At 70.7% G+C, this 24,697-nt stretch carries 24 protein-coding genes and 1 riboswitch; of the genes, 11 read left to right on the forward strand and 13 right to left on the reverse strand.

Going from position 1 to position 24,697, the window contains the following annotated elements:
* Nucleotides 1-380 precede the first annotated feature (380 nt).
* The 4 genes from OU415_RS21960 to OU415_RS21975 are packed head-to-tail and all read right to left on the reverse strand — an operon-like array spanning nt 381 to nt 4,123.
* Nucleotides 381-1,001 (reverse strand): dihydrofolate reductase family protein, encoded by a 621-nt coding sequence (locus tag OU415_RS21960; protein ID WP_270950850.1) that lies wholly within the window; start codon nt 999-1,001, stop codon nt 381-383.
* Nucleotides 998-1,486 (reverse strand): SRPBCC domain-containing protein, encoded by a 489-nt coding sequence (locus OU415_RS21965; protein WP_270950851.1) that lies wholly within the window; start codon nt 1,484-1,486, stop codon nt 998-1,000. The genes OU415_RS21960 and OU415_RS21965 overlap by 4 nt, the downstream gene beginning before the upstream one ends.
* Complete coding sequence (locus OU415_RS21970; RefSeq protein ID WP_270950852.1) at nt 1,483-1,815, reverse strand: ArsR/SmtB family transcription factor; 333 nt, start codon at nt 1,813-1,815, stop codon at nt 1,483-1,485. The genes OU415_RS21965 and OU415_RS21970 overlap by 4 nt, the downstream gene beginning before the upstream one ends.
* Before the next feature lie 55 nt (nt 1,816-1,870).
* The gene (locus tag OU415_RS21975; protein ID WP_270950854.1) at nt 1,871-4,123 is read right to left on the reverse strand and encodes a helicase-associated domain-containing protein; all 2,253 of its coding nucleotides are present in this window, start codon (nt 4,121-4,123) and stop codon (nt 1,871-1,873) included.
* A gap of 166 nt (nt 4,124-4,289) precedes the next feature.
* Between OU415_RS21975 and OU415_RS21980 the strand changes: the two genes are divergently transcribed.
* The 4 genes from OU415_RS21980 (at nt 4,290) to OU415_RS21995 (ending at nt 7,791) form a co-directional block, all read left to right on the forward strand.
* On the forward strand, nt 4,290-4,475 hold the full coding sequence (locus OU415_RS21980) for a hypothetical protein (RefSeq protein ID WP_270950856.1): 186 nt from the start codon (nt 4,290-4,292) through the stop codon (nt 4,473-4,475).
* A 213-nt stretch (nt 4,476-4,688) separates the two neighbouring features.
* The gene (locus OU415_RS21985; protein ID WP_270950858.1) at nt 4,689-6,143 is read left to right on the forward strand and encodes an NAD-dependent malic enzyme; all 1,455 of its coding nucleotides are present in this window, start codon (nt 4,689-4,691) and stop codon (nt 6,141-6,143) included.
* A gap of 92 nt (nt 6,144-6,235) precedes the next feature.
* A complete protein-coding gene (gene moaC / locus OU415_RS21990) occupies nt 6,236-6,709 on the forward strand; it encodes a cyclic pyranopterin monophosphate synthase MoaC (protein WP_270950860.1) in 474 nt (157 codons plus the stop codon).
* A 167-nt stretch (nt 6,710-6,876) separates the two neighbouring features.
* A complete protein-coding gene (locus OU415_RS21995; protein ID WP_270950862.1) occupies nt 6,877-7,791 on the forward strand; it encodes a molybdenum cofactor biosynthesis protein MoaE in 915 nt (304 codons plus the stop codon).
* Between the two features lie 48 nt (nt 7,792-7,839).
* On the opposite strand, the gene OU415_RS22000 is transcribed toward OU415_RS21995, so the two are convergent.
* Nucleotides 7,840-8,433: a TetR/AcrR family transcriptional regulator gene (locus OU415_RS22000; RefSeq protein WP_270950863.1), complete on the reverse strand. Its 594-nt coding sequence runs from the start codon at nt 8,431-8,433 to the stop codon at nt 7,840-7,842.
* Nucleotides 8,434-8,550: 117 nt separating this feature from the next.
* Here OU415_RS22000 and OU415_RS22005 point away from each other — a divergent pair, with 117 nt between their 5' ends.
* Complete coding sequence (locus OU415_RS22005) at nt 8,551-9,375, forward strand: SDR family NAD(P)-dependent oxidoreductase (protein ID WP_270950864.1); 825 nt, start codon at nt 8,551-8,553, stop codon at nt 9,373-9,375.
* A 130-nt stretch (nt 9,376-9,505) separates the two neighbouring features.
* Here OU415_RS22005 and OU415_RS22010 read toward each other — a convergent pair whose 3' ends face one another.
* The 3 genes from OU415_RS22010 to moaA all read right to left on the reverse strand — a co-directional run bounded on the left by OU415_RS22010 (nt 9,506) and on the right by moaA (nt 12,183).
* The gene (locus tag OU415_RS22010; protein WP_270950865.1) at nt 9,506-10,123 is read right to left on the reverse strand and encodes a transglycosylase family protein; all 618 of its coding nucleotides are present in this window, start codon (nt 10,121-10,123) and stop codon (nt 9,506-9,508) included.
* Nucleotide 10,124: 1 nt separating this feature from the next.
* Nucleotides 10,125-10,269, reverse strand: a riboswitch (cyclic di-AMP (ydaO/yuaA leader).
* A gap of 569 nt (nt 10,270-10,838) precedes the next feature.
* Complete coding sequence (locus OU415_RS22015) at nt 10,839-11,120, reverse strand: MoaD/ThiS family protein (RefSeq protein ID WP_270950866.1); 282 nt, start codon at nt 11,118-11,120, stop codon at nt 10,839-10,841.
* Between the two features lie 4 nt (nt 11,121-11,124).
* Entirely contained in the window at nt 11,125-12,183 is a 1,059-nt protein-coding gene (gene moaA, locus OU415_RS22020) for a GTP 3',8-cyclase MoaA (protein ID WP_270950867.1), read from the reverse strand.
* A 184-nt stretch (nt 12,184-12,367) separates the two neighbouring features.
* Here moaA and OU415_RS22025 point away from each other — a divergent pair, with 184 nt between their 5' ends.
* From OU415_RS22025 to OU415_RS22045, 5 genes are all read left to right on the forward strand, one after another.
* Nucleotides 12,368-12,769: a TOBE domain-containing protein gene (locus OU415_RS22025; RefSeq protein ID WP_270950869.1), complete on the forward strand. Its 402-nt coding sequence runs from the start codon at nt 12,368-12,370 to the stop codon at nt 12,767-12,769.
* Nucleotides 12,766-13,512: a molybdate ABC transporter substrate-binding protein gene (modA, locus tag OU415_RS22030; protein WP_270950871.1), complete on the forward strand. Its 747-nt coding sequence runs from the start codon at nt 12,766-12,768 to the stop codon at nt 13,510-13,512. The genes OU415_RS22025 and modA overlap by 4 nt, the downstream gene beginning before the upstream one ends.
* Before the next feature lie 83 nt (nt 13,513-13,595).
* Entirely contained in the window at nt 13,596-14,366 is a 771-nt protein-coding gene (locus OU415_RS22035; RefSeq protein ID WP_270950907.1) for an ABC transporter permease, read from the forward strand.
* On the forward strand, nt 14,363-15,451 hold the full coding sequence (locus OU415_RS22040; protein ID WP_270950873.1) for a sulfate/molybdate ABC transporter ATP-binding protein: 1,089 nt from the start codon (nt 14,363-14,365) through the stop codon (nt 15,449-15,451). Before OU415_RS22035 ends, OU415_RS22040 begins: the two co-directional genes overlap by 4 nt.
* Nucleotides 15,452-15,477: 26 nt before the next feature.
* The gene (locus tag OU415_RS22045) at nt 15,478-16,242 is read left to right on the forward strand and encodes an HAD-IIA family hydrolase (protein WP_270950910.1); all 765 of its coding nucleotides are present in this window, start codon (nt 15,478-15,480) and stop codon (nt 16,240-16,242) included.
* A 33-nt stretch (nt 16,243-16,275) separates the two neighbouring features.
* On the opposite strand, the gene OU415_RS22050 is transcribed toward OU415_RS22045, so the two are convergent.
* The 3 genes from OU415_RS22050 to OU415_RS22060 form a co-directional block, all read right to left on the reverse strand.
* A complete protein-coding gene (locus OU415_RS22050) occupies nt 16,276-16,548 on the reverse strand; it encodes a hypothetical protein (protein ID WP_270950874.1) in 273 nt (90 codons plus the stop codon).
* A gap of 81 nt (nt 16,549-16,629) precedes the next feature.
* Nucleotides 16,630-17,031 carry a YccF domain-containing protein gene (locus OU415_RS22055; protein ID WP_270950875.1) on the reverse strand — a complete coding sequence of 134 codons (402 nt, stop codon included), beginning with the start codon at nt 17,029-17,031 and terminating at the stop codon, nt 16,630-16,632.
* A 162-nt stretch (nt 17,032-17,193) separates the two neighbouring features.
* Nucleotides 17,194-17,982 carry a PhzF family phenazine biosynthesis protein gene (locus tag OU415_RS22060; protein WP_270950876.1) on the reverse strand — a complete coding sequence of 263 codons (789 nt, stop codon included), beginning with the start codon at nt 17,980-17,982 and terminating at the stop codon, nt 17,194-17,196.
* Nucleotides 17,983-18,114: 132 nt separating this feature from the next.
* Between OU415_RS22060 and OU415_RS22065 the strand changes: the two genes are divergently transcribed.
* Entirely contained in the window at nt 18,115-19,773 is a 1,659-nt protein-coding gene (locus OU415_RS22065; protein WP_270950878.1) for an AMP-binding protein, read from the forward strand.
* A gap of 320 nt (nt 19,774-20,093) precedes the next feature.
* Here the strand turns inward: OU415_RS22065 and OU415_RS22070 are convergent, their stop codons facing one another.
* Nucleotides 20,094-21,251 (reverse strand): GAF domain-containing sensor histidine kinase, encoded by a 1,158-nt coding sequence (locus OU415_RS22070; RefSeq protein ID WP_270950912.1) that lies wholly within the window; start codon nt 21,249-21,251, stop codon nt 20,094-20,096.
* A gap of 93 nt (nt 21,252-21,344) precedes the next feature.
* Nucleotides 21,345-24,620: a thiol reductant ABC exporter subunit CydD gene (cydD, locus tag OU415_RS22075; protein WP_270950880.1), complete on the reverse strand. Its 3,276-nt coding sequence runs from the start codon at nt 24,618-24,620 to the stop codon at nt 21,345-21,347.
* Nucleotides 24,621-24,697 lie beyond the last annotated feature (77 nt).

Raw genomic sequence — 24,697 nt, forward strand, 5'->3', positions numbered from 1 at the left:
TGCAAGAACCACCGTCCCCACTCACGAGTACGTGCTGATGCCTCGTGAGCGCGGATGGTCGCCAGGGCCACCACCGGCACTCACGAGTCTGATCCCCTGGACGTGCTCGGGGGCGCGAGTCCCACCTGGTGGACGTCTGGTGCCGCAGTTTCAATTGAAACTGTGATCCGCCGTGGGTGGGTTCCGCAGTTTCAATTGAAACTGCACACCCGGGCGTGTCGGGACCCCGGCGTGTCGGGACCTGTGGACAACTCGGGTCACCTGTGGAGAACTTCCGCAAATTCAATGGAAATCGGACCTTCGATTTCCATTGAATTTGCGTGCCGGACGTCGGAAGCAGGACGTCGGAAGTCCCCGGGGGCTGTAGTTCGTGCTGGTCGTCAGAGGTGTGCAGTGCCCTCGTAGGTGGCCAGGGGTGCCGGGCCGGTGACCTCGTACTCGAGCACCACGAGTCCGCGCGGGGTGATCTGGTGGTCGGTGAGGCGGAGTCCGACGTCGGCGTCGTCCGCGAGCAGGCGTCGGCCCTGGCCGATGATGCTCGGGGTGATGACGAGCCGGAGGGTGTCCACCAGGCCCGCTGCGAGCAGCGATGAGGCGAGCCGGGCGCTGCCGTGGACCTGCAGCTCCCGTCCCGGCGCGGCCCGCAAGGCGCCGACGGTCTCGCCGATGTCGCCGCGCAGCACGGTGGTCGGGTTCCAGGTGCCTTCGGTCAGCGTGTTGCTGACGACGTACTTGGGGAGGGCGTTCATCCGCCCGGTGAAGGGGTCGTCGGGGTCGGTGATCTGCGGCCAGTCGCGCGCGAACGCCTCGTAGGTGCGTCGCCCGAGGAGCAGCCCGTCCGCGAGGTCGAGCCAGTCCGATGCGCGTTGGACGAACACCTCGTCCAGGTGCGGCACGAACCAGCCGCCGCGCTCGAAGTCGCCGGTGGTGTCCTCGTCGGCGGAGCCGGGGCCTTGGCTCACGCCGTCGAGGGTGACGAACTGGGTGATGGCGATCTTCACGCTGCTCCTCCGCTCTCGACCAGAGTGGTCAGGGCGTCGGCGACCGAACCCCAGCCGTCGAAGAAGCCCAGCTCCTCGTGCAGGTCGCGGGTGGCGGGGTCGCGGTGGCGCACGGTCACCCGGTAGTCGGTGCCGTCGGGGTGCTCGCCGAGGACGACCTCCGCGGTCATCGCCACCGGTTCGGGTCGGGCGGGCCGCCACGCGCTGCTGATGGCGTTGGTGAACACCAGCCGGCGGTCCGGTTCGGCGATGAGGAACACCCCGTCGGTGTGCGGGACGTATTCGCGGCCGTCCTCGCTCATGCTGGTCACGAACGCGCCGCCGGGCCGGACGTCGAGCTGGTCGACCCGGGCCAGCGTCGGAGCGGGGACCCACCAGCGCTCCAGCAGCGAGGGGTCGGTCCAGGCGCGCCAGATCGACTGCGGCGATGCGCGGATCACCCGGTGCAGGGTCAGGTCCAGGCGGGGGTCGGTCGCCGCGGTCATGGGGTCTCCTCCGGGTCGGTGACGAGGTTTTCGAGGCGGTCGGTGGCGGCTTCCCAGCTGCGCCGCTGCTCGGCGAGCCAGTCGTCGACGAGGGCGAGGCGTTCGCGGTTGAGCGTGCAGGTGCGGACGCGGCCGGACTTGCTGGTCCGGATCAGCCCGCTCGCCTCCAGGGTGCGGACGTGCTTCATGAACGAGGGCAGCGTGATCGGGAACGGGCGGGCCAGTTCGCCGACGCTGGTGGGGCGGTGTCCGAGGCGTCGGATCACCTGCCGCCGGATGGGATCCGCCAGGGCGACGAAGACGTCGTCCAAGGCGTCATGCTTAGCCATGAGGCTTAGTATTCAGCCACAGAACACTTAGCGCAACGGCAAAGTGTTGAGTCGGTCAGTCCTCGACGACCGCGACGGTCATGATCCGGTGGAGCGGGTAGTGGCCGAGCTCTTCGCTCGTCGTGTCCACTCCCTGGAGGACGCCGCCCCCGACGCTGACCGGGCGCACCACGCGCTCGCTGCGCACGCCGCGCGTGTCCACGAAGCCCAGCCACACGCTCCGGCGCTCCCGCGCCGCGTCGCGCAGCAGCTGCAGCGTCGCTTCCGCGCTCGGCCGCCCGCGCTCGGGGCTCACGGCGCTGCCGCGCCGCGCCGCCCCTGCGCGGTCGCCCGCGCGCAGCTGCGCGACCAGCTCCGCCAGTTGCTCCGCGTTGGGTCGCGCGATCCCCGCCGGCTGCGCCGGACGGGTCTTGCCGCGCACGCGGCGCCCGCTCTCGCGGAGGTCGATGACGTTGCCGTCGGGGCCTTCGGCCACCGGCGTGAAGCCCGCCGCCCGCAGGGTTTCCACCACGTCGGCCAGCGGCAGCGGGCTGACCAGGACGGTCGGCGCGATGCGGCGGAGTTCGAGCTCTTCGCTCTCCGGTTTGGCCATGATCTCGGCCAGCAGCACCTGGTCGTCGCAGCGCAGGAAGGCCGACGCGGTGCCGGCGCGGAGTCGGCCGTGGCGGCGGGCGACGTCGTCGATCAGGTAGGTCAGGGACTGCGGGATCGGCGTGCGGGAGCGGTTTCGGAACAGCGCGTGCAGGTCGTCGGCGGTGTGCCCGGCGTCGAGCGCGCGGCGGACGCTGGCGTCGCTGATCCGGTAGACCGTTGCGCTGCCCGCGGATTCGACGTCGGCGACGAGCTTCATCTCGATCGCAAGGTCCGGTTCGAGGCGTCCCGGCGCGACGACCGTCAGGTCGGCCTGCACCAGCACGTGGTCCAGCGGTTCGGGCAGCGCGTCGGCCACCGCGCGGGCCGCTTCGGCGCCTCCGTCGGCGAGCAGCACGCGACCGGCGGTGGTCAGCGCGTTCAGCGCCACGATCCCGAGCACGGTGGCCTCGGCGAGGGTCCAGCGCACGAGGTCGTCGCGCAGCCGCCCGCCGCGGCGCGGAGCCCGCCAGGCCAGCACGGCAGCGGCGTCGTCCGGCCGCGCGCCGAAACCGCCGGGGAGTTCGTCCAGGTAGGCGAGGACGCGGCGGCGGTCCTTCGGTGCGAGGGGGCGGCGGAGGTCTTCGGACAGCGGACCGAGCAGTCGGTCCTTCTCGTCGCGGGCGCCGATCAGTCCGGGCAGCCGCGGCAGGTCCAGCCAGGCCTGCGCGAGCGCGGCCCAGCGCTGCTCGGGCGGGGAGGCCAGCCAGGTGTCGGACTGGTAGGTCGGGATCCACTGCGGCTCGGCGGCTTCGCTGTTGGCGACGAGGTTGGCCGCGACGGCGAGCTCCACCAGCAGGCCGAGCCGGTTCTCGTCGACGTCGATCGCCTTGGCGGTGCGGCGGAGATCGCGCACCCCGACGCCTCCGGAGCGCAGCACGTCCGGCGGGTCCTCGCCCCAGGCGCCGAGCAGTTCTTCCACGTGCCGCAGGAGTTCCAGCACCTCACCACCGGCAGTGCTGTCTACTGTGGACTGATCGGATTCGGTGAGGTCCGGGATCGGCTCGTCCGGCTCGACCTCGCCCATCGGCTCGTCCCCGCGCACTGCCAGCGCGAGCTGCCGGGGCAGTTCGACGGTCTCGGCGTCGCGGCGCAGCAGCAATCCCTTGGCCAGCAGGCGCTGCACCGGATTCGTCGCCTGCGCGAGCGGCACGTCCTTGGCGGCGTCCTTGGTCCGGCCGATCGGTGACCCGGCGGCGAGCTTGCCGACCAGCCGCTGCTCCTCCTCGTCGAGATCGGCCAGCGCGGCCTTCGCGGCGTCCTCGGTCAGCTGCTCGGCCCGCCGGCCGAGCCCGGCCGGGAAGTTCGGCAGCACCTCGCGCACGGCGGGCGAGGTGGCCAACGCGTCGTCATCGCCCCAGGCCAGCGCCAGCTGGCGCAGCTTCTCCACGGCCCGCCGGGCCTGCTGCGGGGTGATCCCGCTGCCGAGCATCCCGGCGACGTCGTCGAGCCGGACCGGCGCCAGGTCGGCGTCGAGCAGCACCAGCGCTTCCAGCGCGGCGAGGGTGAACGAGTCCAGGTCTTCGCAGGCCCGCGCCGTCGAGGAGCGCACGCCGATGCGCGTGGCCAGCACTGCGGTGTCCGGGGGCGGTGGCGTCGCGAGGTCGGGACGAGCGCGCAGCAGCGCCACGAGGGTCTCGTCGCTGCGTTCCCGCAGCCAATCCGCTAGCGAAGACATCCCCACCACGATACCCAGCGAACCACCAGCGCGGACCCGGTCGAGCAGCGCGCCGCGGCGCGGAACGGCCCGCTGGAATATGGCCGTGCACACCCTTGGATGAGGTTGACCTCCGCATCCGGCAAACTGGACCTGGACCGTTAGCCGGAATGCACAGGAGGACGACGTGGCCGGCAAGACCAACAAGGACCGCATTGACCCGACTTGGCCGAAGGTCACCGACGGCGAGCACGCGGTGAGCGAGTTCTGGGCCGACAAGCAGGGCGCGCTGTCCCCGTTCGGCGACACCACCTTCCCGCTCTCGCAGGAGACCGTGCCGTACCACCACCCGGTCACGCGCATCAACAAGTGACCCGGTTGTCAAGGGCAACCCATCGGTAACGGGACCGGACGTCGCTCACACCGGGGAAAGTTTTAGGATTTTTCGTAGTGGGTGAAGTTCGGCTCGCTTAGCACGCCCGATGGGCTTGCATCCCGGATGAGCGATCCACTCCGGCGGTCGGCGGGCCGCCGGAGAACGGCACCCCACCAAGTCCATAGCCGTACCGCTCGACAGGGGTGTGCCATGCCGGTTCCAGGTCCGGGTTACTCGATCACCGTGCGCGTCGAGGCTCCGCCGTCGACGACCGCCGCGGGCGATCTGACCAGCGCGATCGGACGCGCGGGCGGAGTCATCACGGCGTTCGACGTCGTCGAGTCCCACGCCGATCGCATCGTCGTCGACATCACCTGCAACGCGAGGTCCGCCGACCACGCCAACGACCTCGCCGAGGTCCTCGACGGGCTGCCCGGGGTCCGCATCCGCAAGATCTCGGACCGGACGTTCCTGCTCCACCTCGGCGGCAAGATCGAGGTCAACTCGCGGGTCGCGCTGAACAACCGCGACGACCTGTCCCGCGCCTACACGCCGGGTGTGGCCCGGGTGTGCACCGCGATCGCGGACAACCCCGAGGACGCCCGCCGCCTGACCGTCAAGCGCAACGCGGTCGCGGTGGTCACCGACGGCTCCGCCGTGCTCGGCCTGGGCAACATCGGGCCGGAGGCCGCGCTGCCGGTGATGGAGGGCAAGGCGGCCCTGTTCAAGAAGTTCGCCGGGGTCAACGCCTGGCCGGTGTGCCTGGACACCCAGGACACCGAGGAGATCATCCGCGCCGTCGAGCTGATCGCCCCCGTCTACGGCGGCATCAACCTCGAGGACATCGCGGCCCCGCGCTGCTTCGAGATCGAGGCCCGGCTGCGGGAGAAGCTGAACATCCCGGTCTTCCACGACGACCAGCACGGCACCGCGATCGTGGTGCTCAGCGCGCTGCGCAACGCACTGCGCGTGGTGGACAAGGACATCGCTGACTGCCGCATCGTGGTGTGCGGTGTGGGCGCGGCCGGTTCGGCGATCATCCGCCTGCTGCAGCACAAGAAACCGGCCGACATCATCGCGGTCGACATCGACGGCATCGTCCACACCGGACGCGGCGACAGCGACCCGAACCTGCAGTCCATCGCCGCGGGCACCAACAAGGACGGTCGCACCGGCAGCCTCTCCGAGGCGGTGCGCGGCGCGGACGTGTTCATCGGCGTCTCGGCGCCGAACCTGCTGACCGCCGACGACGTGGCGTCGATGAACGAGGACTCGATCGTCTTCGCGCTGGCCAACCCGGACCCGGAGATCGACCCGCTCGAGGCGCAGAAGCACGCCAAGATCGTGGCGACGGGCCGCAGCGACTACCCGAACCAGATCAACAACGTGCTGGCGTTCCCGGGTGTCTTCCGGGGTCTGCTCGACGCGCACGCGCACCAGATCACCGACGACATGATGATCGCGGCGTCCAACGCGATCGCCGACGTCGTCGACGGCGAGCGCCTCAACGCGTCGTTCATCGTCCCGAGCGTCTTCGACTCGGCGGTTTCCCCGGCGGTCGCCGATGCCGTCAAGAAGGCGGCCCTCGCGGCCAAGTCCGGCGAACCGTCCCCCGAGGGCGGCTCCTCCCTGCCGTGGAGCATGGCCGAGGACATCGACTTCTGATCCCACCGCTGAAGGGCGCCTCCGAGCTGATCGGAGGCGCCCTTCGCGCTTCCGCGGATCAGGGGAGTCCTCAGGTGCTTTAGGCTCGGGGCATGGCGCAGGATGAGCTCACGCACGTCGACGAGACCGGTGCGGCGCGGATGGTCGACGTGTCCGAGAAGGCGGCCACCGCCCGCCGGGCCGTCGCCACCGGGGTGGTGCGGACGACGCCCGAGGTGATCGCCCTGCTGCGCCGGGACGACCTGCCGAAGGGCGACGCGATCGCCACCGCCCGCATCGCGGGCATCATGGCCGCCAAGCGCACCCCGGACCTGATCCCGCTGTGCCACCCGATCGCCATCTCCGGCGCGAAGGTCGAGCTCGAGATGGGCGAGTCCGAGGTCCGGATCACCGCCACGGTCAAGACCACCGACCGCACCGGGGTCGAGATGGAGGCCCTCACCGCCGTCGCGGGCGCCGGCCTCACCCTCCACGACATGATCAAGGCCGTGGACCCTGCCGCTGTCCTCGACGAGGTCCGGGTGGAACGCAAAGAAGGCGGCAAGACCGGCACCTGGACCCGCTGATTCCGGGCCCGGCCAGTCCGCAGTTTCAATTGAAACTGCGCTCCCCAGGCACGCCGATCCGCAGTTTCAATTGAAACTGCGGCCCTGCTTGAGGTGAGGTCGGTGGGTCGCGGAGGATGGCCTTGCGGCGGCCGGTCGGTGGTGCGCGCAACACACAGGAGGTCTCCATGACGAGGACAGCGCGGGTGATCGCCGCGTCCAACCGCGCCGCAGCCGGGGTGTACCCGGACCGCACGGGACCGGTGATCGTCGAGTGGCTGCGCACCCGCGGGTTCGAGACGCCCGACCCCGTCGTGGTGCCCGACGGCGACCCGGTGGGGGAGGAGCTGCGCCGCGCGGTCGCCGCCGACGCGGACGTCGTGATCACCACCGGCGGCACCGGGATCAACCCGAGCGACCGGACCCCCGAGGTCACCGCGTCCGTGCTGGACTACCCGATCCCCGGGCTGGCCGAGGCGATCCGCTCGGCGGGCTTGCCGCAGGTCCCGACCGCAGTGCTGTCCCGAGGTCTGGCGGGGGTCAGCGGCCGGACGCTGATCGTGAACCTCCCTGGCTCGCGCGGCGGAGTCAAGGACGGCCTCGGCGTGCTGGAAGGGGTCCTCGACCACGCCGTCGACCAGCTGCACGGCGGTGACCACGCGGCGCCGAACCGCGCTGCGGCGGAGGTCCTGCGCGCCGACGTGACCGAGGACGTCATCGACGTCGACGCCCTGGCCCGCTCGGTCGAGCACCGCGCGGCGGGCGCGGTGGTGACCTTCGGCGGAGTCGTGCGCGACCACGACGGCGGTCGCGGCGTGCAGGAGCTGGAGTACACCGGGCACCCCAGCGCGAACGACGTGATCGTCGAGGTGGCGCAGGACATCGCGGCGCGCTTCGACGGCGTGCGAGCGATCGCGGTCTCGCACCGCATCGGCCTGCTCAAGATCGGCGACGTCGCCCTGGGCTGCGCGGTCGCGGCCGAGCACCGCAAGCAGGCCTTCTCGGCTTGTTCGGAGCTGGTGGACGAGGTGAAGCGCCGGCTGCCGATCTGGAAGCGGCAGGTGTTCGACGACGGCGCCGAGGAATGGGTCAACTGCCCGTGACCTCGAGTTCTCGTGAGCGGCGATGGCGGTAGGAACCACCATCGCCACTCACGCGGGGAAGGCGCGGAGGGTGGCTTCGACGAGTGCATCGGCGAAGGCGTCGTCGAGCGGGCCTGAGCGCGTCAGCCACCGCTGCGTCAGCGGTGCGTACAGGAAGTCGAGGACCAGGTCGAGGTCGGCGTCGGCGTCGAGCTGACCTGCGGTTTGCGCGCTGCGCAGGCGCTGCTTCTTCGCCTCGCGCATCGGCGCTTCCATCTTCTCGCGGTAGGTCGCGGCCAGCTCCGGGTCGTTGATGATCTCGGTGTGCAGCGCCCGGATCGGGGCTTCGAACTCGGCGTCGGCGAACTCGGCCACCGTCGCGCGCAGCACGGTCTTGAGATCGGCTTCGAGATCGCCGGTGTTGGGCAGCGCGATGCCGTCCTCGCCTTCGCTCAGCGCGAGGATCGAGTCGAACACGACCGCGCCCTTCGACGACCACCAGCGGTAGATCGTCTGCTTGCCGACGCCGGCGCGCGCGGCGATCGCCTCGATCGTCAGCTTGGCGTAGCCGACCTCGCTGACGAGTTCGCGCGCTGCGGTCAGGATCGCCGTCCGCGATCGCTCGCTGCGGCGGGTGGAATCGGGGCGCTTCTCCGGGGGCACGCGCCCAGGCTATCCAAAACGAGACGTTCCGTCTTGACACGAGTGGCGAACCCGGCGCATGCTGATGCCGAAACGAGACGGACCGTATCGTCTCGTAAAGAGTGAGAGAGGCAACGCATGCGAAACGGCGAACCCCGCACCTGGTTCATCACCGGTGCCGCCCGCGGACTCGGCCGGGCGTTCACCGAAGCGGCCCTGGCCGCGGGCGATCAGGTCGTCGGCATCGCCAGGGACGTCGCGCCGCTGGACGAGCTGGTCGCGACCAGCGGCGGCCGCCTGGTCGCGTTCTCCCTGGACGTCTCCGACCGCGCCGCGGTCTTCGCCGGCGTCGAGCGGGCGGTGGCGGCGTTCGGACGGCTCGACGTCGTGGTCAACAACGCCGGTGGCTCCATCCTCGGCATGCTCGAGGAGATCACCGAGGCGCAGGCCCGCGCGCACCTGGACACCAATTTCTTCGGCGCGCTCTGGGTGAGCCAGGCAGTCGTGCCGCACCTGCGCAGGCAGGGCTCCGGGCACGTCCTCGCCGTCTCGTCGATGGGCCCGTACGGCGGTTTCGCGTCGGCAGGGCTCTACGGGGCGGGCAAGGCAGCACTCGACTCGATGACCGAGGCGCTGGCGATGGAGGTGGAGCGCTTCGGGATCAAGGTGACGATCCTCGGCCCGGGCGGCTATCGGACCGAGCTGTTCACCAGGGGCCTGACCACGGCGGAGGAGAACGAGGCGTACGCCCCGCTGCGCGAGTGGCTGCAGGGCATGTGGTCCGCGTCCGAGGACTTCGACCCGGAGCTGGCGGCCGAGGTCGTCGTGGAGGTGGTGGACATGCCGGAGCCCCCGAAGCGGCTGATCCTCGGCGGCGCGGCCTACGACATGGTCGTCGGGATGAACCGGGGCCTCGAGGCGGAGCTGGCGAAGTGGGAGCACCTCAGCCGCCGGGCGGACTGAACACCCGGAAATGACGGGACCCCCACCGCTGGGGGCGTGCGGTGGGGGTCCCGAGAAGGGGCGGAGTACGTGCCGTGTCGGGGGGGTACGACACGTACTCCTCGCCGACCGGCTCAGCCGGCCGACCAGATCACTTGATGTCGAGCTGCTGGCCCGGGAAGATCAGGTTCGGGTCGCTGATGATGCTCGAGTTGCGCTCGGCGATCTGCTTGTAGTCGACGCCGAACTTCTCGCCGATCTTGCCCAGCGTGTCGCCCAGCTGCACGGTGTAGTCCGCGCCGTTGGTCTTGACCGTCGACTTGGTCGTGGTCTTCTTGGTCTGGGTCTGCGACTGGGTGCTGACCTGCTTCTTGGTCTGCACCTTGGTGCTCGTCTTGGTGCTGCCGCTCTCCCAGTTGGTCTTGGCGGTGCAGCCCGGCCAGGCGTTGGCGCCCTGCGCGGCCAGGACCTTCTCGGCCACCGCGATCTGCTGCTCGCGGGACGCGAGGTGGGCGCTGCTGGCGTACTGGGTGCCACCGAAGGCGGACCAGGTGGACTGCGTGAACTGCAGGCCGCCGTAGAAGCCGTTGCCGGTGTTGATGCTCCAGTTACCGCTGCTCTCGCACTGCGCGAGGGTGTCCCAGTCGGCTGCGTTTGCCATCGGGGCGATCGCGATCGGGGTTGCGACCACCGCGCCGGCGACGGCGACACGGGCAACGGTGCGGCTGGTATTGGAAGGCTTGCGGTGCTTGCCCTTGTAGCGAGCCATGTTCCTCTCTCCTGCCGCGCCTGCGAGGTCAGCTGTCGGGTTCGGGCTGAGAGGCAGCCCGGCCGGCTCGGGGGAACCGGCTTCACCCCTAGGGCTTCGGGGAGCCCGGGATTGGGTCCCCCGCCCCTGTCCGGTGTTTCTCGTTTCGGGGGTCGGAAGCCCGCCGGACAGGGTTCGGCGCTGCGGGCTTCCCGCTCTTGCTGATCGGTTCGGGGCCGACCGATGAGCGACACTACGTAACCAACGGGGAGATCCCAAATCTTCTGCCATGTGACGGTGGTCACGTAACAAGTGGGGCAGATGCTCCGATCCGTGGTGTTTCTGCTGATCAGAGCGTTGTTATCAAGTCGTTTTCTAGTCGAGATCGATCACCGTCGGTGAGGCGTGGGTCACCACATTGCTCCCGTCCGGGAACCCCCGTCGCACCCGTTCGCGCCACTCGGAGGGGTGGCGTTCCGGCTCGATCACGCGTGCGCGGGTGTGCGGAAGCGATCACGAACTGGGTTCACGTCGAAGCGGAGGGTAGCGATCTGCGTCACTGGATCAGGCGCCGTTAAGGCTGCCGAAGGACGTGATTGCGAAGTCAAGATCGACACGGCTCTGCCGATGCCGAAATGTCACCTGGATGAGGATGTACGACATGCCGGGGCATGTTGTATTCGCACGTGCGCGCGCACGCGCGCGCAGTAGATACAGTGCGCTGCGAGCCGCTGGTTCAGCCGCCGGCGAACGGGGGGAGGACGTCGAGCGTCGCGGAGGCCGGAACGGTGGTCCCGCGGTCTCGGACGGCGACTCCGTCGAGCAGGAAGCTGCAGGCCGGGAGCACCTTCGCCAGGCCTTCGCCGCGCAGGTCCAGGACTGCCGAGATGACGTCCGAGACGGTCGTCGGGCCCGACAGGCGCACCGTCTCCTCCGGGACTCCAGCGGCAGCGCGTGCTCCTGCGAAGTAGCGCACCTGCACCGCCACCGCTTCGGTCTGCTCCGGCATCGCCGTCATCCGCTCAACCCCCGATTGCGCTCATCGGCCGGGACGGCTGCGCGAACTCGCCCGAGTCCATGCCGTGCCCGGCGGCCTTCGCCCACATCGTGCCCTGCCACAGCCGGACCAGTTCGGCGTCCTCTGCTCCGGCGCGCATCGGCCCCCGCAGGTCCGTCTCCGTGGTGGAGAACAGGCAGGAGCGCAGCTGGCCGTCCGCGGTCAGCCGCGTGCGGTCGCAGGCCGAGCAGAACGGCCGGGTGACCGAGCCGATCACGCCCACCGTCGCGGGCCCGCCGTCGACCAGCCAGCGCTCCGCGGGTGCCGAGCCGCGCTCGGCGACGTCCGGGCTGAGGTCGAACTCGGCGCTGAGCCGGTCCAAGATCTCGTCGGCGGTGATCATCTGCGAGCGGTCCCAGCCGTGCTGGGCGTCCAGCGGCATCTGCTCGATGAACCGCAGCTGGTAGCCGTGCTCGATGCAGTAGCGCAGCAGGTCGCAGGCCTCGTGGTCGTTGATCCCGCGCATCAGCACCGCGTTGACCTTGACCGGTTCCAGCCGCATCCGCTTGGCCGCGGCCAGCCCGGCCAGCACGTCGTCGAGCCGATCGCGCCTGGTCAGCTCCTTGAACACCGCGCGGTCGAGGGTGTCCAGCGAGACGTTGACCCGGTTCAGCCCGGCGCGCACCAGGGGTTCGGCGTAGTTGCCGAGGTTGATGCCGTTGGTGGTCAGCGAGGTCTTCGGGCCGCTGGGCAGCGCGGCGGTCGCGGCGATGATGTCCACCAGGTCCTGCCGCAGCAGCGGTTCGCCGCCGGTGAACCGGACCGCGGTCACGCCGAGCTCCTCGACGGCGATGCGGATCAGCCGGTTCATCTCGTCGGTGTCGAGCAGCTCCGCGCGCTTGAGCCAGGGCAGGCCCTCGGCCGGCATGCAGTAGGTGCAGCGGAGGTTGCACTTGTCGATGAGGGACACGCGCAGATCGGTGGCGATCCGTCCGAACCGGTCCACCAGCTTCGGCGTATCCGGTCGTTCGGACGTGTCGATCGTGCTGCGCACGAAGGGAATTCCCAGGTCCACCGCGGTCACCCCACGACCCTAACGCGCCGGACCGGTGAATTTCGATCGCCGGAGGGCATTTGTGCGCAATCCACGAGGGTCTCGTGCGCGGATGGATCTCCGGTCGGAGGAACGCACGAAACCTGTTGATGTTCCGGATTTGCGGGTACTCCACTCTGGATCGCACCGCAGATGCGGAAGTAGTGTCCTTCACGTGCCGCAATATCGGATCGCAGAAGCCGCCGGACTGCTCGGCGTCAGCGACGACACGGTGCGCCGGTGGGTCGACGGGGGACAGCTGCAGGCGCAGCGGGACGCCTCCGGACGGCTCGTCGTGGACGGCGCCGCGCTCGCCGAGTTCGCCCGCGAGCAAGCGCGCTCCACGCCCGATCCCTCCGGTGTCGGCCGCTCGGCCCGCAACCGGTTGGTCGGGCTGGTCACCGAGGTCGTGTCGGACAAGGTGATGTCCCAAGTGGAGATGCAGTGCGGTCCGCACAGGGTGGTGTCGCTGATGAGCACCGAGGCCGTGCACGAGCTCGGCCTGCGCCCGGGAGTGCTGGCGGTGGCCGTGGTCAAGTCGACCAACGTCGTGGTGGAGACACCGGGAGAAGGATGATGTCGAAGCTCAAGATGATCGCCGGCGCCCTGCTGGCCCTGGTGCTGCTGGCCGGCTGCGGTCAGACCGGGTCCGAGCAGCAGCGCACGCTGACCGTGCTGGCCGCGGCGTCGCTGACCGAGTCCTTCGACGAGCTGGGCGCCCGGTTCACCGCTGAACATCCAGATGTGCAGGTGCAGTTCGACTACCAGGGCTCTTCGACGCTGGCCGAGCAGATCAAGCAGGGGCGTCCGGCGGACGTCTTCGCCTCGGCGGACCAGAAGAACATGGACAAGGTGCGCGACCTCGTCGGCGACCCGCGGACCTTCGCGACGAACAAGCTGACGATCGTGGTCCCGCCGGGCAACCCCGGGAAGATCGGCTCGCTGGCGGATCTGGCCGGTGACCACGCCGTGGTGGTGTGCGCGCCGCAGGTGCCGTGCGGCTCGGCGACGCAGAAGGTGACGCGGGCGGCGGGCGTGCAGGTCAAGCCGGTGAGCGAGGAGAACGACGTCAAATCCGTGCTGCAGAAGGTGATCGCGGGCGAGGCCGACGCCGGGCTGGTCTACGTCACCGACGCGAAGGAGGCCGGGCAGCAGGTCCAGGTGATCGACTTCCCGCAGGCCGAGCAGGCGGTCAACGACTACCCGATCGCCACCATCAAGGCCGCCCCGCAGTCCGACGCGGCGGCCCAGTTCGTCGAGTTCGTCCACGGCCCGGTCGGCCGCGAGATCCTCACCAAGCACGGTTTCGGTGCACCGTGAGTCCGCAAATTCCATTGAAATCGGACGTCCAATTTCATTGGAAATCGCGTGCCCGATTTCCATTGAAATCGCGCACGACCCAGGTGCCGGTGGTGCTGTGGGTGCCCGCAGTGCTGGGGTTGGCGCTGGTGGCGCTGCCCGTTCTCGGGCTCCTGACCAGGGTTGATCCGGTTCAGCTGCCGGAGCTGCTGCTGAGCCCGGCGGCACTCGACGCGTTGCGGTTGTCGGTGGTCACCGGGCTCATCTCGACCGGTTTGGCGCTGGTGCTCGGTGGCCCGCTGGCGCTGGTGCTGGCGAGGTCGCGGATGCGCGGACTGCGCGTGCTGCGGGCGTTCGTGCTGCTGCCGCTGGTCCTGCCGCCGGTCGTCGGCGGTCTGGCCCTGCTCTACCTGCTCGGGCGCACCGGGCCGCTCGGCGGGGTGCTCGACGTCGTCGGGATCCGGCTGCCGTACACGACGACGGCCGTCGTGCTGGCGCAGACGTTCGTCGCGATGCCGTTCCTCGTGGTCGGGCTGGAAGGCGCGCTGCGGACCGCCGGCGGGCGCTACGAGCAGGTCGCCGCGACGCTGGGCTCCGGGCCGTGGTTGACCTTCCGGCGGGTGACCGTGCCGCTGCTGCTGCCCGCGCTCGGGTCGAGCCTGGTGCTGACGTTCGCGCGCGCCTTGGGCGAATTCGGCGCGACGATCACCTTCGCCGGTAGCTTGCAGGGCACCACCCGCACCTTGCCGCTGGCCATCTACACCACCGCGCAGTCCGATGTGGACGCTGCGGTGGCGATGTCGTTGTTGCTGGTGGTGCTGGCCCTCGTGGTGATCGTGGTGGCCCGGCCCAAGGCGGTGGAAGGACGGCTTTGAACGGGTTGCGGACCGACGTCGAGTTCCGCCGCGCGGAGTTCGCGCTGCGCGCCGAGTTCGAGGTCGCGCCGGGCGAGGTGCTGGCGGTGCTCGGCCCGAACGGAGCGGGCAAGTCGACCTTGCTGTCGGTGCTGGCCGGGCAGCTGGTGCCGGACCGGGGGCGCGTCGAGCTCGACGGCGTCCCGTGGCTGGACACCGAGCGCGGGATCGCGGTCCCGACGCACCGGCGGGGTGTCGGACTGCTCGCGCAGAACGCACTGCTGTTCCCGAACATGACGGCCCTGGAGAACGTGGCCTTCGGGCCCCGCGCGGCCGGGGTCGGCAAGGCCGAGGCGCGGGAGATCGCCGAGCACTGGCTGTCCGAAGTGGACGTCGCAGGGCTCGCCGGGCGCCGCCCCGGGCAGCTCTCCGGTGGTCAGGCGCAGCGCGTCGCGCTGGCTCGCGCGCTGGCCGCCAACCCGCAGCTGCTGCTGCTCGACGAGCCGCTGGCCGCGCTCGACGTGGACGCCGCTCCGGCGATGCGAGGCCTGCTGCACCAAGTGCTCGGGCAGCAGGACAAGCCGACGGTGCTGGTCACCCACGACGTGCTGGACGCGGTCGTGCTCGCCGACCGGCTCGTGGTGCTGCTCGACGGCTGCATCGTCGAGCAGGGCCCCACCCGCGAAGTCCTGGCCAGACCGAAGGAACCCTTCACCGCGCGGATCGCCGGGCTCAACCTGGTGCCGGGAATCGCGAAGGACAACGGGGTCGAGTTCGGCGACACCGTGCTCAGCGGTCGCATCGCCGAAGACCTGGACCAGGGCGAACCCGCCGCCGCGGTGTTCGCACCCGCCGCCGTCGCGGTGCACCGCGAGCAGCCGAGCGGCAGCCCGCGCAACGCGATCCGAGTGCGGCTGGCCGGGCTGGAACCGCGTGGCGACGTCGTGCGGGTGCGCGGCGTGGTGCGGGACTGCTCGCTGGTCGCGGACGTCACCCCGGCGGCCGTCGCCGACCTGCGGCTCGCCCCCGACGACGAGGTGTGGTTCGCGATCAAAGCGGCTGAGGTAGCAATCCACCCGCTATCGGGAGGATCATCTGGGGCGTGACTGAGCCATCCCCCTGGACCTACCTGATGGACATGGACGGCGTGCTCGTCCACGAAGAGCACATGGTGCCCGGCGCGGACGCCCTGCTGGCGGCGCTGCGGGAGAACCACGTCCCGTTCATGGTCTTCACCAACAACTCGATCTACACCCCGCGCGACCTGCGGGCCCGGCTGCTGCGCACCGGGCTGGACGTCCCGGAGGAGGCGATCTGGACCTCGGCGCTGGCCACCGCGCAGTTCCTGGAGAACCAGCGCCCGGGCGGCTCGGCCTACGTCGTCGGCGAATCGGGGCTGACCACGGCGCTGCACAACATCGGCTACGTGCTCACCGACCGGGACCCCGACTACGTGATCCTCGGCGAGACGCGCACCTACAGCTTCGAGGCGATAACCAAGGCGATCCGGCTCGTCGAGGCAGGCGCCCGGTTCATCGCCACGAACCCGGACGAGAAGGGGCCGAGCCGCGAGGGCACGCTGCCGGCCACCGGCGCGGTCGCCGCGCTGATCGAACGGGTCACCGGGCGCGCGCCGTACTACGTGGGCAAGCCGAACCCGCTGATGATGCGCTCGGCGCTGCGGCACCTCGGGGTGCACTCGGAGAACACGCTGATGATCGGCGACCGGATGGACACCGACGTGCGGTCCGGTCTGGAATCCGGGCTGAAGACGATCCTGGTGCTGTCCGGGATCTCCAACGAGTCGACCGCCGAGCTGTTCCCCTACCGGCCGACGAAGGTGGTCAGCTCCGTGGCCGACCTGGTCGACAACGTCCTCGACCCGTTCAAGTCGTGACCGCGGTCGTGGGTGCGCGGCGGGGCTGCGCACTCACGACGTGCGGTTCGTGGCCGCCTGGGACGGCAGGTCGATGGCGCTGGCGACGTGGTTGAGCTCGTCGGCCATCCGCTCGGCCGCGTCGCGCACCAGCTCGGCGCGGCGGGCCAACGAGCTCGACCAGTGGCGCTGGGCGGCCGCCAGCCGGTCGAACAGGTCGGCCTGCAGCCGCAAGCGCTCCACCTCGGCCCAGTCGGCGGCCCCGGGGTGCCGGAAGGCGCGCTCTATGGCGGCGGCGACTCGCTCCAGCTCGAGTTCGGTGATCACTGGCACCCCCCGGAATCGGTGATGGGCTGACGTAGGAGAGAGGCATTCGGAGCAGTCCCTCGTACGCCGGTGTGCCGAAAATCACCCTGCGCGCATGAACGCGTACGCGTCGTCGGCATCCACGATCCGCTTGCCCAGCGGCATCAGGGAGACCGGGATCAGCTTGAAGTTGGCGATGCCCAGCGGGATTCCGATGATCGTGATGCACTGCGCGATGCCGGTCAGGATGTGCCCGAGCGCGAGCCACCAGCCGGCGAGCACCAGCCACAGGATGTTGCCGATGCCGGCCATGGCGCCCGAGGTGGGCTCGTCCACCAGACGTCGGCCGAACGGCCACAGCGCGAAGTTCGCCATCCGGAACGAGGCGATCGCGAACGGGATGCCGATGATCGTGATGGTCAGCAGGATCCCGGCGAACGCGTACCCCAGCGCCATCCACAAGCCCCCGAAGACCAGCCAGATGACGTTCAGCAATAACCGCATGTCCCTACCGTGCCACCACCCGACCGCCCGGCGAATCGGGGTTTCCCCTCATGCCTCCGCCTGGCCTCGGAGCTGCAGTTTCAATTGAAACTGCGATCCGCCGTGCCTGGGTTCCGCAGTTTCAATTGAAACTGTGGTCCACGATGTGGGACGGAGCTCGGGTCAGACGTGGAGTTCGCCGCTGAGGACGGTGGTGGCCCGGCCGCGGAGGCCGACTCGGTCGGCGCGGAGCGCCATGCGGACGATGCCACTGCGGGCGGAGGCCTGCTCGCCGACGAAGTCCGCGCTCCGCGGGTCGCGGTGGAGCTTGGCGGCCCACCAGGTCGCGAGGGTGCAGTGGGCGGAGCCGGTCACCGGGTCTTCCTGGATGCCGACCTGCGGGGAGAACACCCGGCTGACGAAGTCGACCCCGGGCCGGTCGCCGGGCGCGGTGACGATCACGCCGCGGGACGGGACGGTGGCCAGCGCCGCGAAGTCCGGTCGCACCGCGCGGACCTCGGCGGCCGACCCGGCGCGCACGAGCACCTTGGTCGCGGCCTGCGCCGTCTCCACGACGGTGACGCCGGGGAGCCCGGCGGCCAGGGCTTCCGGCGGTTCCACCGGCTCGGCCCGATCGGCGGGGAAGTCCATCTCGATCCAGCCGTCGTCGAGCGCGGTGCAGGTCAGGACACCGCTGCGGGTGTCGAACCGCTGATCGCCGCCGAGCACGTGCGCGGTGGCGAGGGTGCCGTGCCCGCACAGCGGAACCTCGGTGGTCGGCGTGAACCAGCGCAACGGCTTCGGCTCGCCCTCCGGGCCTGCGACCACGACGAACGCGGTCTCGGAGTGCCGGAGCTCGGCGGCCACCGACTGCATCCACGACTCCTCGGCGGGGGAGTCCAGCAGCACGACCCCGGCGGGATTCCCGGTGAAGGCGGTGTCGGTGAAGGCATCGACGACGAAAGCACGCACCCGGAAACCCTACGTCGCTCCCACCACCGGGCTCCGGTCCCCGTAAATTCAATGGAAATCGGACGTCCAAATTCCATTGAATTTGCGGTACCCGCGTTCGGGGGTGGCCGAGCGGGGGATCTCGAGGACAAGATGGGTGATCCGTCTCACGTGCTCGTCGGGGAGGTAGTCACCGTGGATGCCGTCCAGCTCAGCTACGACTCGGGTGTTTCGGAGGTGCCGCTGCTGGGGGAGACGATCGGGGCGAACCTCGATCGGCTCGCGGCGCGGTTCCCCGAGCGGGACGCCCTGGTGGAGTGCGCGACCGGTCGCCGCTGGACCTACCGGGAATTCGTGGCCGACGTGGACGCGCTGGCGGTCGGCCTGCTCGACGCCGGGATCGGCAAGGGAGACCGGGTCGGGATCTGGTCGCCGAACCGCGCGGAGTGGACGCTGACCCAGTACGCGACGGCGAAGATCGGCGCGATCCTGGTCAACATCAACCCGGCCTACCGGGCGCACGAGCTGGAGTACGTGCTCAACCAGGCCGGCATCCGGATGCTGATCTCGGCGAAGTCGTTCAAGTCCTCCGACTACGTCGAGATCGTCGAGCAGGTGCGCCCGAAGTGCGACGGCCTGGAGCAGGTGGTGTTCCTGGGCGACCCGGCGTGGGAGCAGCTGGCCGGGGCCGCCGCGGACCCGCAGCGGTTGGCGGCGATCGAGCTCTCCGCCGACGACCCGATCAACATCCAGTACACCTCGGGCACCACCGGGTTCCCGAAGGGCGCGACGCTGTCGCACCACAACATCCTGAACAACGGGTTCTTCGTCGGCGAGCTGTGCAACTACAGCGAGGTCGACCGGGTGGCGATCGTGCCGCCGTTCTACCACTGCTTCGGCATGGTCATGGGCAACCTGGCCTGCACCAGTCACGGGGCGGCGATGGTCATCCCGGCGGAGGGCTTCGACCCGGTCGCGTCGCTGTCCGCGGTGGCCGCCGAGCGGTGCACGTCGCTGTACGGGGTGCCGACGATGTTCATCGCCGAGCTGGAGCACCCGGACTTCGAGAGCTTCGACCTGTCCGCGCTGCGCACCGGGATCATGGCGGGTTCGCCGTGCCCGGTGGAGGTGATGAAGCAGGTCATCGACCGGATGGGGATGCGGGAGGTGTCGATCTGCTACGGCATGACCGAGACGTCCCCGGTGTCGACGCAGACCCGCGCCGACGACTCGCTGGAGCGCCGGGTGTCCACTGTGGGCAGGGTCGGTCCGCACCTGGAGGTCAAGGTCGTCGACCCGGTGACCGGCCTGACCGTGCCGCGCGGCACCCCGGGCGAGCTGTGCACCCGCGGCTATTCGGTGATGCTGGGCTACTGGGAGCAGCCGGAGCGCACCGCCGAGGTCATCGACGCGGCGCGCTGGATGCACACCGGGGACCTGGCGGTGATGGACGCCGACGGCTACGTCAGCATCACCGGCCGGATCAAGGACATGGTCATCCGCGGCGGCGAGAACATCTACCCGCGCGAGATCGAGGAGTTCCTCTACACCCACCCCGACGTGGTGGACGCGCAGGTCATCGGGGTTCCCGACGCGCGCTACGGCGAGGAGCTGATGGCCTGGGTCCGGCTGCGCGAGGGTGCTGAGCAGCTGACGGCCGAGTCGTTGCGGGAGTTCTGCACCGGCAAGCTGGCGCACTACAAGATCCCGCGCTACGTGCACGTGGTGAACGAGTTCCCGATGACCGTCACCGGCAAGATCCGCAAGGTCGAGATGCGCGAGATCTCCAAGGACCTCCTCGACCGGAGCTGAGTCTCTGGCGCACCGGTCCGGAGGAGGTGTCGGCGTGTCATGCCCCGGACACGCCGGCACCTGATCCGCAGTTTCAATTGAAACTGTGATCCGCCGTGCCTGGGTTTTACAGTTTCAATTGAAACTGCACACCCGGGCGTGTCGGGACCCCGGCGTGTCGGGACCTGCGGACCCCGACACGCCGACACCTGTGGACAAGTCGTCCTGGCTGTGGAGAACTTCCGCAAATTCAATGGAAATTGGACGTCGAAATTCCATTGAACTTTGATCCCCGCCGACGGCGGAGGTCCGGAACCCGTTGGGGTGCGGGGGATCCCGGGTCAGGTCTTGGCGGTGAGGGGGACTTCCCAGGTGACCGTGGTGCCGCTGTCCGGGGACGAGGTGATCACGCAGCGGCCTCCGGCAGCGACCGCTCGTTCTTCGAGGTTCCGCAGGCCCCGCTTGCTCACGTCGCGGGGAATTCCGCAGCCGTCGTCGACGACTTGCAGCAGCAGTCCGGCATCCGAGCGGCGCACCCGAACCAGTACCGACTTCGCACCCGCGTGCCTGACCACATTGGACAGTGCTTCGCGTAGGGCCGCGCGGGCGTGATCGGCCACTTGGACCGGCACGTCCGACAGGTCGCCCTCGATCTCCAGCTGCGGGGGCCGCCCCAGCAGCTCACCGGCGATCTGCACCTCGGAACGCATCGAGTCGTCCAGCGCGGGCGCGTGGTGCGGAGGCTCCGGGTCGGCGGAGCGCAAGGTGCGGGCGGTGGCCCGGACCTCGGCGATGGCCTGGTCGATCTGCTCCATCGTCTCCGACAGCCGGGTCGCGTCGGCGGGCGCGAGCTGGCCGGACAGCCGCCGCTCCAGCACCTCCAGCTGCACGCCGGTGGCGTAGAGCCGCTGCACGATCACGTCGTGCAGGTCGCGCGCGATGCGCTCGCGCTCCTGGTACACCGCGATCCGCTGCCGCGCGGTGGATCCCTCGGCGAGCACCAGCGCCAGCCCGGCCTGCGCGGCGAAGGAGGTCAGCACGTCTACCGCGACGCGCGTGAACGTGCTCGCACCGCGCCTGCGGTACACCGCCAGCGCGCCCAGCCGGCGCTCGCGGGTGCCGAACGGCGCGACCGCGAACGGACCGTAAACCCGCAGTTCAGCGGGGACGTACGGGGCCGTGAGCGGATCGTCGATGAGGTCGTCCACGACGACCGGAACACCGCTGCGGGCCACGCGCGCCGCAGCCGACCGCGAGGACAGGACGGTGCCGACCGGGTCGCCGAGCGGACCGATCGCGGACGGCGCGCCGTAGGCGGCTTCGACCGTCAGGCGGCCGTCGTCGGCGCGGACGGTGACGATGCCGAGGTCGGCCTCGGCGAGTTCGGCGGCGCGGCGGACCACCAGCGGGAGCACCGCGTCGGGATCCTCCGCGGACAGGGCCGCGCGGGTGATCTCGGTCGATGCCGCCAGCATTCGCCGGGCGAGGGAGGAATCCATGTCGTGCACGAGGCTATAGCTCCTCACCTGGCGCTCGCTCCTCCTGACGACGCAGGTCACAGGCAGTGCCCTTGATGATCATGAAGGGGATTCCTACCGCGCCGCCGGGGACCGCGACGACGTGGGGTTCCGGACGGCGGTGAGCCCGCCGCCGTCCACGCGCAGGACGACGTCGGCGCGTTCGGCTTCCGACCAGCGGTGCGTCACGTGCACGACCGTGCGTCCCCGCAGCGCCCGCTCCAGGCGGTCCAGGAGCGCTTCGGCCGCCGGGACGTCCAGGTGCGCCGTCGGTTCGTCGAGCAGCACCAGATCCGCGTCCCGCACCAGCAGCGCGCGGGCCAGCGCGAGGCGCTGCGCTTCGCCGCCGGACATCGCCGTGCCACCGACCTTGGTGTCCAAGCGGTCGGTCCAGTCCGGCAGGCCGGCGACCTCGAGGATCTCGACGAGCTCGTCGTCGCCGGCCTTCGGCGCGGCCAGCCGCAGGTTCTCGCGCACCGTCGTCGACACCAGCTGCGGTTCCTGCGGGCACCAGGCGATCCGCCGCGGCACGCGCGCTTCGCCGCGCTCGGCGTCGAGGAAACCCAGCAGCAGGGCCAAGAACGTCGACTTGCCACCACCGGACGGCCCGACGATCGCCACGTGGGAACCGGCCGGGACGTGCAGGTCAACGTCTCGCAGCGCAGGTTCCGCCGCGCCGGGCCAGCGCACGTCGACGTCGGAGAGCTCGATTTCGGTTGAGGCGTTCGTCCCGCCAGAAGGTGCTTCGACCGCGAGCAGCGGGGCCAGGCGGTCCTGCGCGGACCGCAGCGACCGCCACTGCTGCGCAGCCGGAGGCAGCAGCGCCACGGCCTCCGCCACCGCCAGCGGTACGAGGCCGAGCAGCGGCGCCAGCTCCGGCGCCAGTCGTCCTTCGGCCACCGCCGCCGCTCCGAGCCACGCTCCGCCGAGCACCGCCACGCCGATGAGCAGGACGATCATCGCAGTCGCCGCTCCCGCGCCGAAAGCCGCGCGTCGCGCCCGCGCTGCCAGCCGGTCGTCCTCGGCAGCCAGTTCCGCGCGCTGTTCGGCGTGCGCGCCGAAGGCGAGCAGTTCCGCCGCGCCGTCGAGAAGTCCCAGGACCCGCGCGGAGACCTTCCGCCGTCCCTCAGCCACGGCAGTCGTCGCGCGGCGCTCCGCAGCGACCGCGGCGAGCGGGCTCGCGATGCAGGCCGCGAGGAGCACCACGGCGAGCAGCAGCCCGGCCTCCGGCAGCACCAGCGCCTGCACCACGACCGCACCGATCATCACGACCACGGCCACCATCGGCGGGAAGATCACGCGCGGCACCAGGTCGCGGACCGCGTCGACGTCGTCGACGAGCCGAGCGACGCCTTCGCCGCGGCGGAGTCCGGCACTTCGCACCGGCCCGAGCCGCACCAGCGCGTCCCACAGCTGCCGTCGCAGGCGACCGGACAGCCGGAACGCGGCGTCGTGCGTGACCAGGCGCTCGACGTAGCGCAGCACCGCGCGCGAGAGCGCGAAGGTGCGGACGCCGACGACCGCGACGGACAGCGTCAGGATCGGCGGCTGCTGCGAAGCGCGGGCGATCAGCCAGGCCGAGGTCGCGGTCAGCGCGAGGCCCGAGAGCAGCGACAGCGCGCCGAGGCCGGTGCCGACGAGCAGCCGCGGCGACAGGAGGTCGCGGAGGCGACCGCGCGCTTCGGGCAGGTCGGGGGCTGCTGCCGGGGCCGCCGCGAGCACCGGCTCGGCCAGCTCAGCCGCGGCTTCCGGCCGGTGGCTGGCGAGCACCACGGTGGCGCCGTCGTCGGCGGCGCGGCGGATCGCCGCGTTGACCTGGTGCGCGGTGGCGGTGTCGAGGTGCGCGGTGGGTTCGTCGAGCAGCAGGATCGTCGCCTCGCCGCGCAGCCGGAGCAGGGCGCGGGCCACCGCGACCCGTTGACGCTCCCCTGTGGACAGTTCGTCGGTGCGGCGGTCGCGCAGGTGCGCCGCTGCCGCGGCGGACAGGGCTTCGTCGACGTGCACCGAGAGGTCCGGTTGGTCGGCGGTGGCGACGGCGAGTTCGTCCGCGACCGTGCCGCCGGTGAACGTCGGGCGCTGCGGCACCCAGGCGATGCGGCGACGCCACTCCCCCGGCGCAAGGTCCGCGATGTCCACGCCGTCGCAGGTGATCGTGCCGCTCTCCGGTTCGGCGAACCCGAGCAGCACCGCCATCGTGGTGGACTTCCCGCTGCCGCTGGGTCCGATGCCGTCGAAGCCCTCCAGCCGCACGATCTCGCCCGGCCGCGCGGTGAAGCTCAACCCGTCCGGGGCGAACCCGTCCCGCCGCCGCACCCGCAACCCGGCGACCCGCAGGCCGGTTTCGGAGCGAACGGACCGTTCACACCGCTCGACGAGGTCAACGGTCCGTTCGCTCGGCCCCGGCTCGCTGACGATCTCGTCGACGCGGCGGACGGCTTCCACGCCGTCCTCGCTGGCGTGGTGCGCCGCGCCCGCCGCGCGCAGCGGGAGGTAGCACTCCGGCGCGAGGACCAGCACCAGCAGGCCGGTGGCCAGGTCGAGGTCGCCGGAGACCAGGCGCAGGCCGATGCCCACCGCCACCATCGCCACCGACAGCGACGAGAGCAGCTCCAGCACCAACGCGGACAAGAACGCGACGCGCAGCGTGGCGACCGTGGTGCGGCGATGCGAGTCGCTGACCCGGCCGACCACCTCGCCCTGCGCCTGCGCCCGGCCGAACGCGGTCAGCACCGGCAGCGCGCGGATCAGCTCCAGCAGCTGCCCGGACAACCGCTGCACCGCGTCGGCCGCCTTCGACGTGCGCTGCTCGGTGTACTTGCCGACCAGCCAGGCGAACAGCGGGATCAGCGGCACCGTGATCAGGATGACCAGCGCGGAAACCCAGTCGGACCACAGGATCCAGGCCCCGACCAGCGGCGGCACCACGGCCGCGGTCACCAGCGCGGGCAGGTACTTGGTGAAGTACGCGTCGAGCGCGTCGAGGCCCTTGGTGGCCAGCGCGGTCAGCTCCGCGGAGCCGCGGCGCTGGATCCACTCCGGGCCGCGGCGCAGCGCGGAATCCAGCATCAGGCCGCGCAGTTCTTCCTTCGCGCCCGCGGCGGCCCGCGCCGACACCGACTCGGTCGCCCAGCCCAGCACCGCGCGCGCCACCACCGCCACGGCCAGCACGACCAGGTAGCGGCTGATCTCGCTCGGCTCGACCCCGCGCGTCACCACCGCCGCCAGAGCGCTGCCCAACGCCCAGGCCTGCACGATCAGCGCGACGGCGTTGCCGACCGACAGCAGCCCGGCGACGACCAGCGCGCGGCGAGCCGATGCCGACAACCGCGGCAACGCGCCCAGCGGACCCATCACGTGCTCCTCAACGAACGTCCCGTTTCAGTCGCGGCTGAACGCAGTTTCAATTGAAACTGCGATCCGTCGTGCCT

It is taken from the genome of Saccharopolyspora oryzae, from assembly GCF_027853915.1.
GTDB classification, from domain to species: domain Bacteria; phylum Actinomycetota; class Actinomycetes; order Mycobacteriales; family Pseudonocardiaceae; genus Saccharopolyspora; species Saccharopolyspora oryzae.

Bases quoted from the DNA above. Each gene is read 5' to 3' on its own strand.
- OU415_RS21965 (WP_270950851.1), bottom strand. From the start codon at position 1,486: ATGACCGCGGCGACCGACCCCCGCCTGGACCTGACCCTGCACCGGGTG.
- OU415_RS21970 (WP_270950852.1), bottom strand. From the start codon at position 1,815: ATGGCTAAGCATGACGCCTTGGACGACGTCTTCGTCGCCCTGGCGGAT.
- OU415_RS21975 (WP_270950854.1), bottom strand. From the start codon at position 4,123: ATGTCTTCGCTAGCGGATTGGCTGCGGGAACGCAGCGACGAGACCCTC.
- OU415_RS21985 (WP_270950858.1), top strand. From the start codon at position 4,689: ATGCCGGTTCCAGGTCCGGGTTACTCGATCACCGTGCGCGTCGAGGCT.
- moaC (WP_270950860.1), top strand. From the start codon at position 6,236: ATGGCGCAGGATGAGCTCACGCACGTCGACGAGACCGGTGCGGCGCGG.
- OU415_RS21995 (WP_270950862.1), top strand. From the start codon at position 6,877: ATGACGAGGACAGCGCGGGTGATCGCCGCGTCCAACCGCGCCGCAGCC.
- OU415_RS22005 (WP_270950864.1), top strand. From the start codon at position 8,551: ATGCGAAACGGCGAACCCCGCACCTGGTTCATCACCGGTGCCGCCCGC.
- OU415_RS22010 (WP_270950865.1), bottom strand. From the start codon at position 10,123: ATGGCTCGCTACAAGGGCAAGCACCGCAAGCCTTCCAATACCAGCCGC.
- OU415_RS22015 (WP_270950866.1), bottom strand. From the start codon at position 11,120: ATGACGGCGATGCCGGAGCAGACCGAAGCGGTGGCGGTGCAGGTGCGC.
- modA (WP_270950871.1), top strand. From the start codon at position 12,766: ATGATGTCGAAGCTCAAGATGATCGCCGGCGCCCTGCTGGCCCTGGTG.
- OU415_RS22045 (WP_270950910.1), top strand. From the start codon at position 15,478: ATGGACATGGACGGCGTGCTCGTCCACGAAGAGCACATGGTGCCCGGC.
- OU415_RS22055 (WP_270950875.1), bottom strand. From the start codon at position 17,031: ATGCGGTTATTGCTGAACGTCATCTGGCTGGTCTTCGGGGGCTTGTGG.
- OU415_RS22065 (WP_270950878.1), top strand. From the start codon at position 18,115: ATGGGTGATCCGTCTCACGTGCTCGTCGGGGAGGTAGTCACCGTGGAT.
- OU415_RS22070 (WP_270950912.1), bottom strand. From the start codon at position 21,251: ATGGATTCCTCCCTCGCCCGGCGAATGCTGGCGGCATCGACCGAGATC.
- cydD (WP_270950880.1), bottom strand. From the start codon at position 24,620: ATGGGTCCGCTGGGCGCGTTGCCGCGGTTGTCGGCATCGGCTCGCCGC.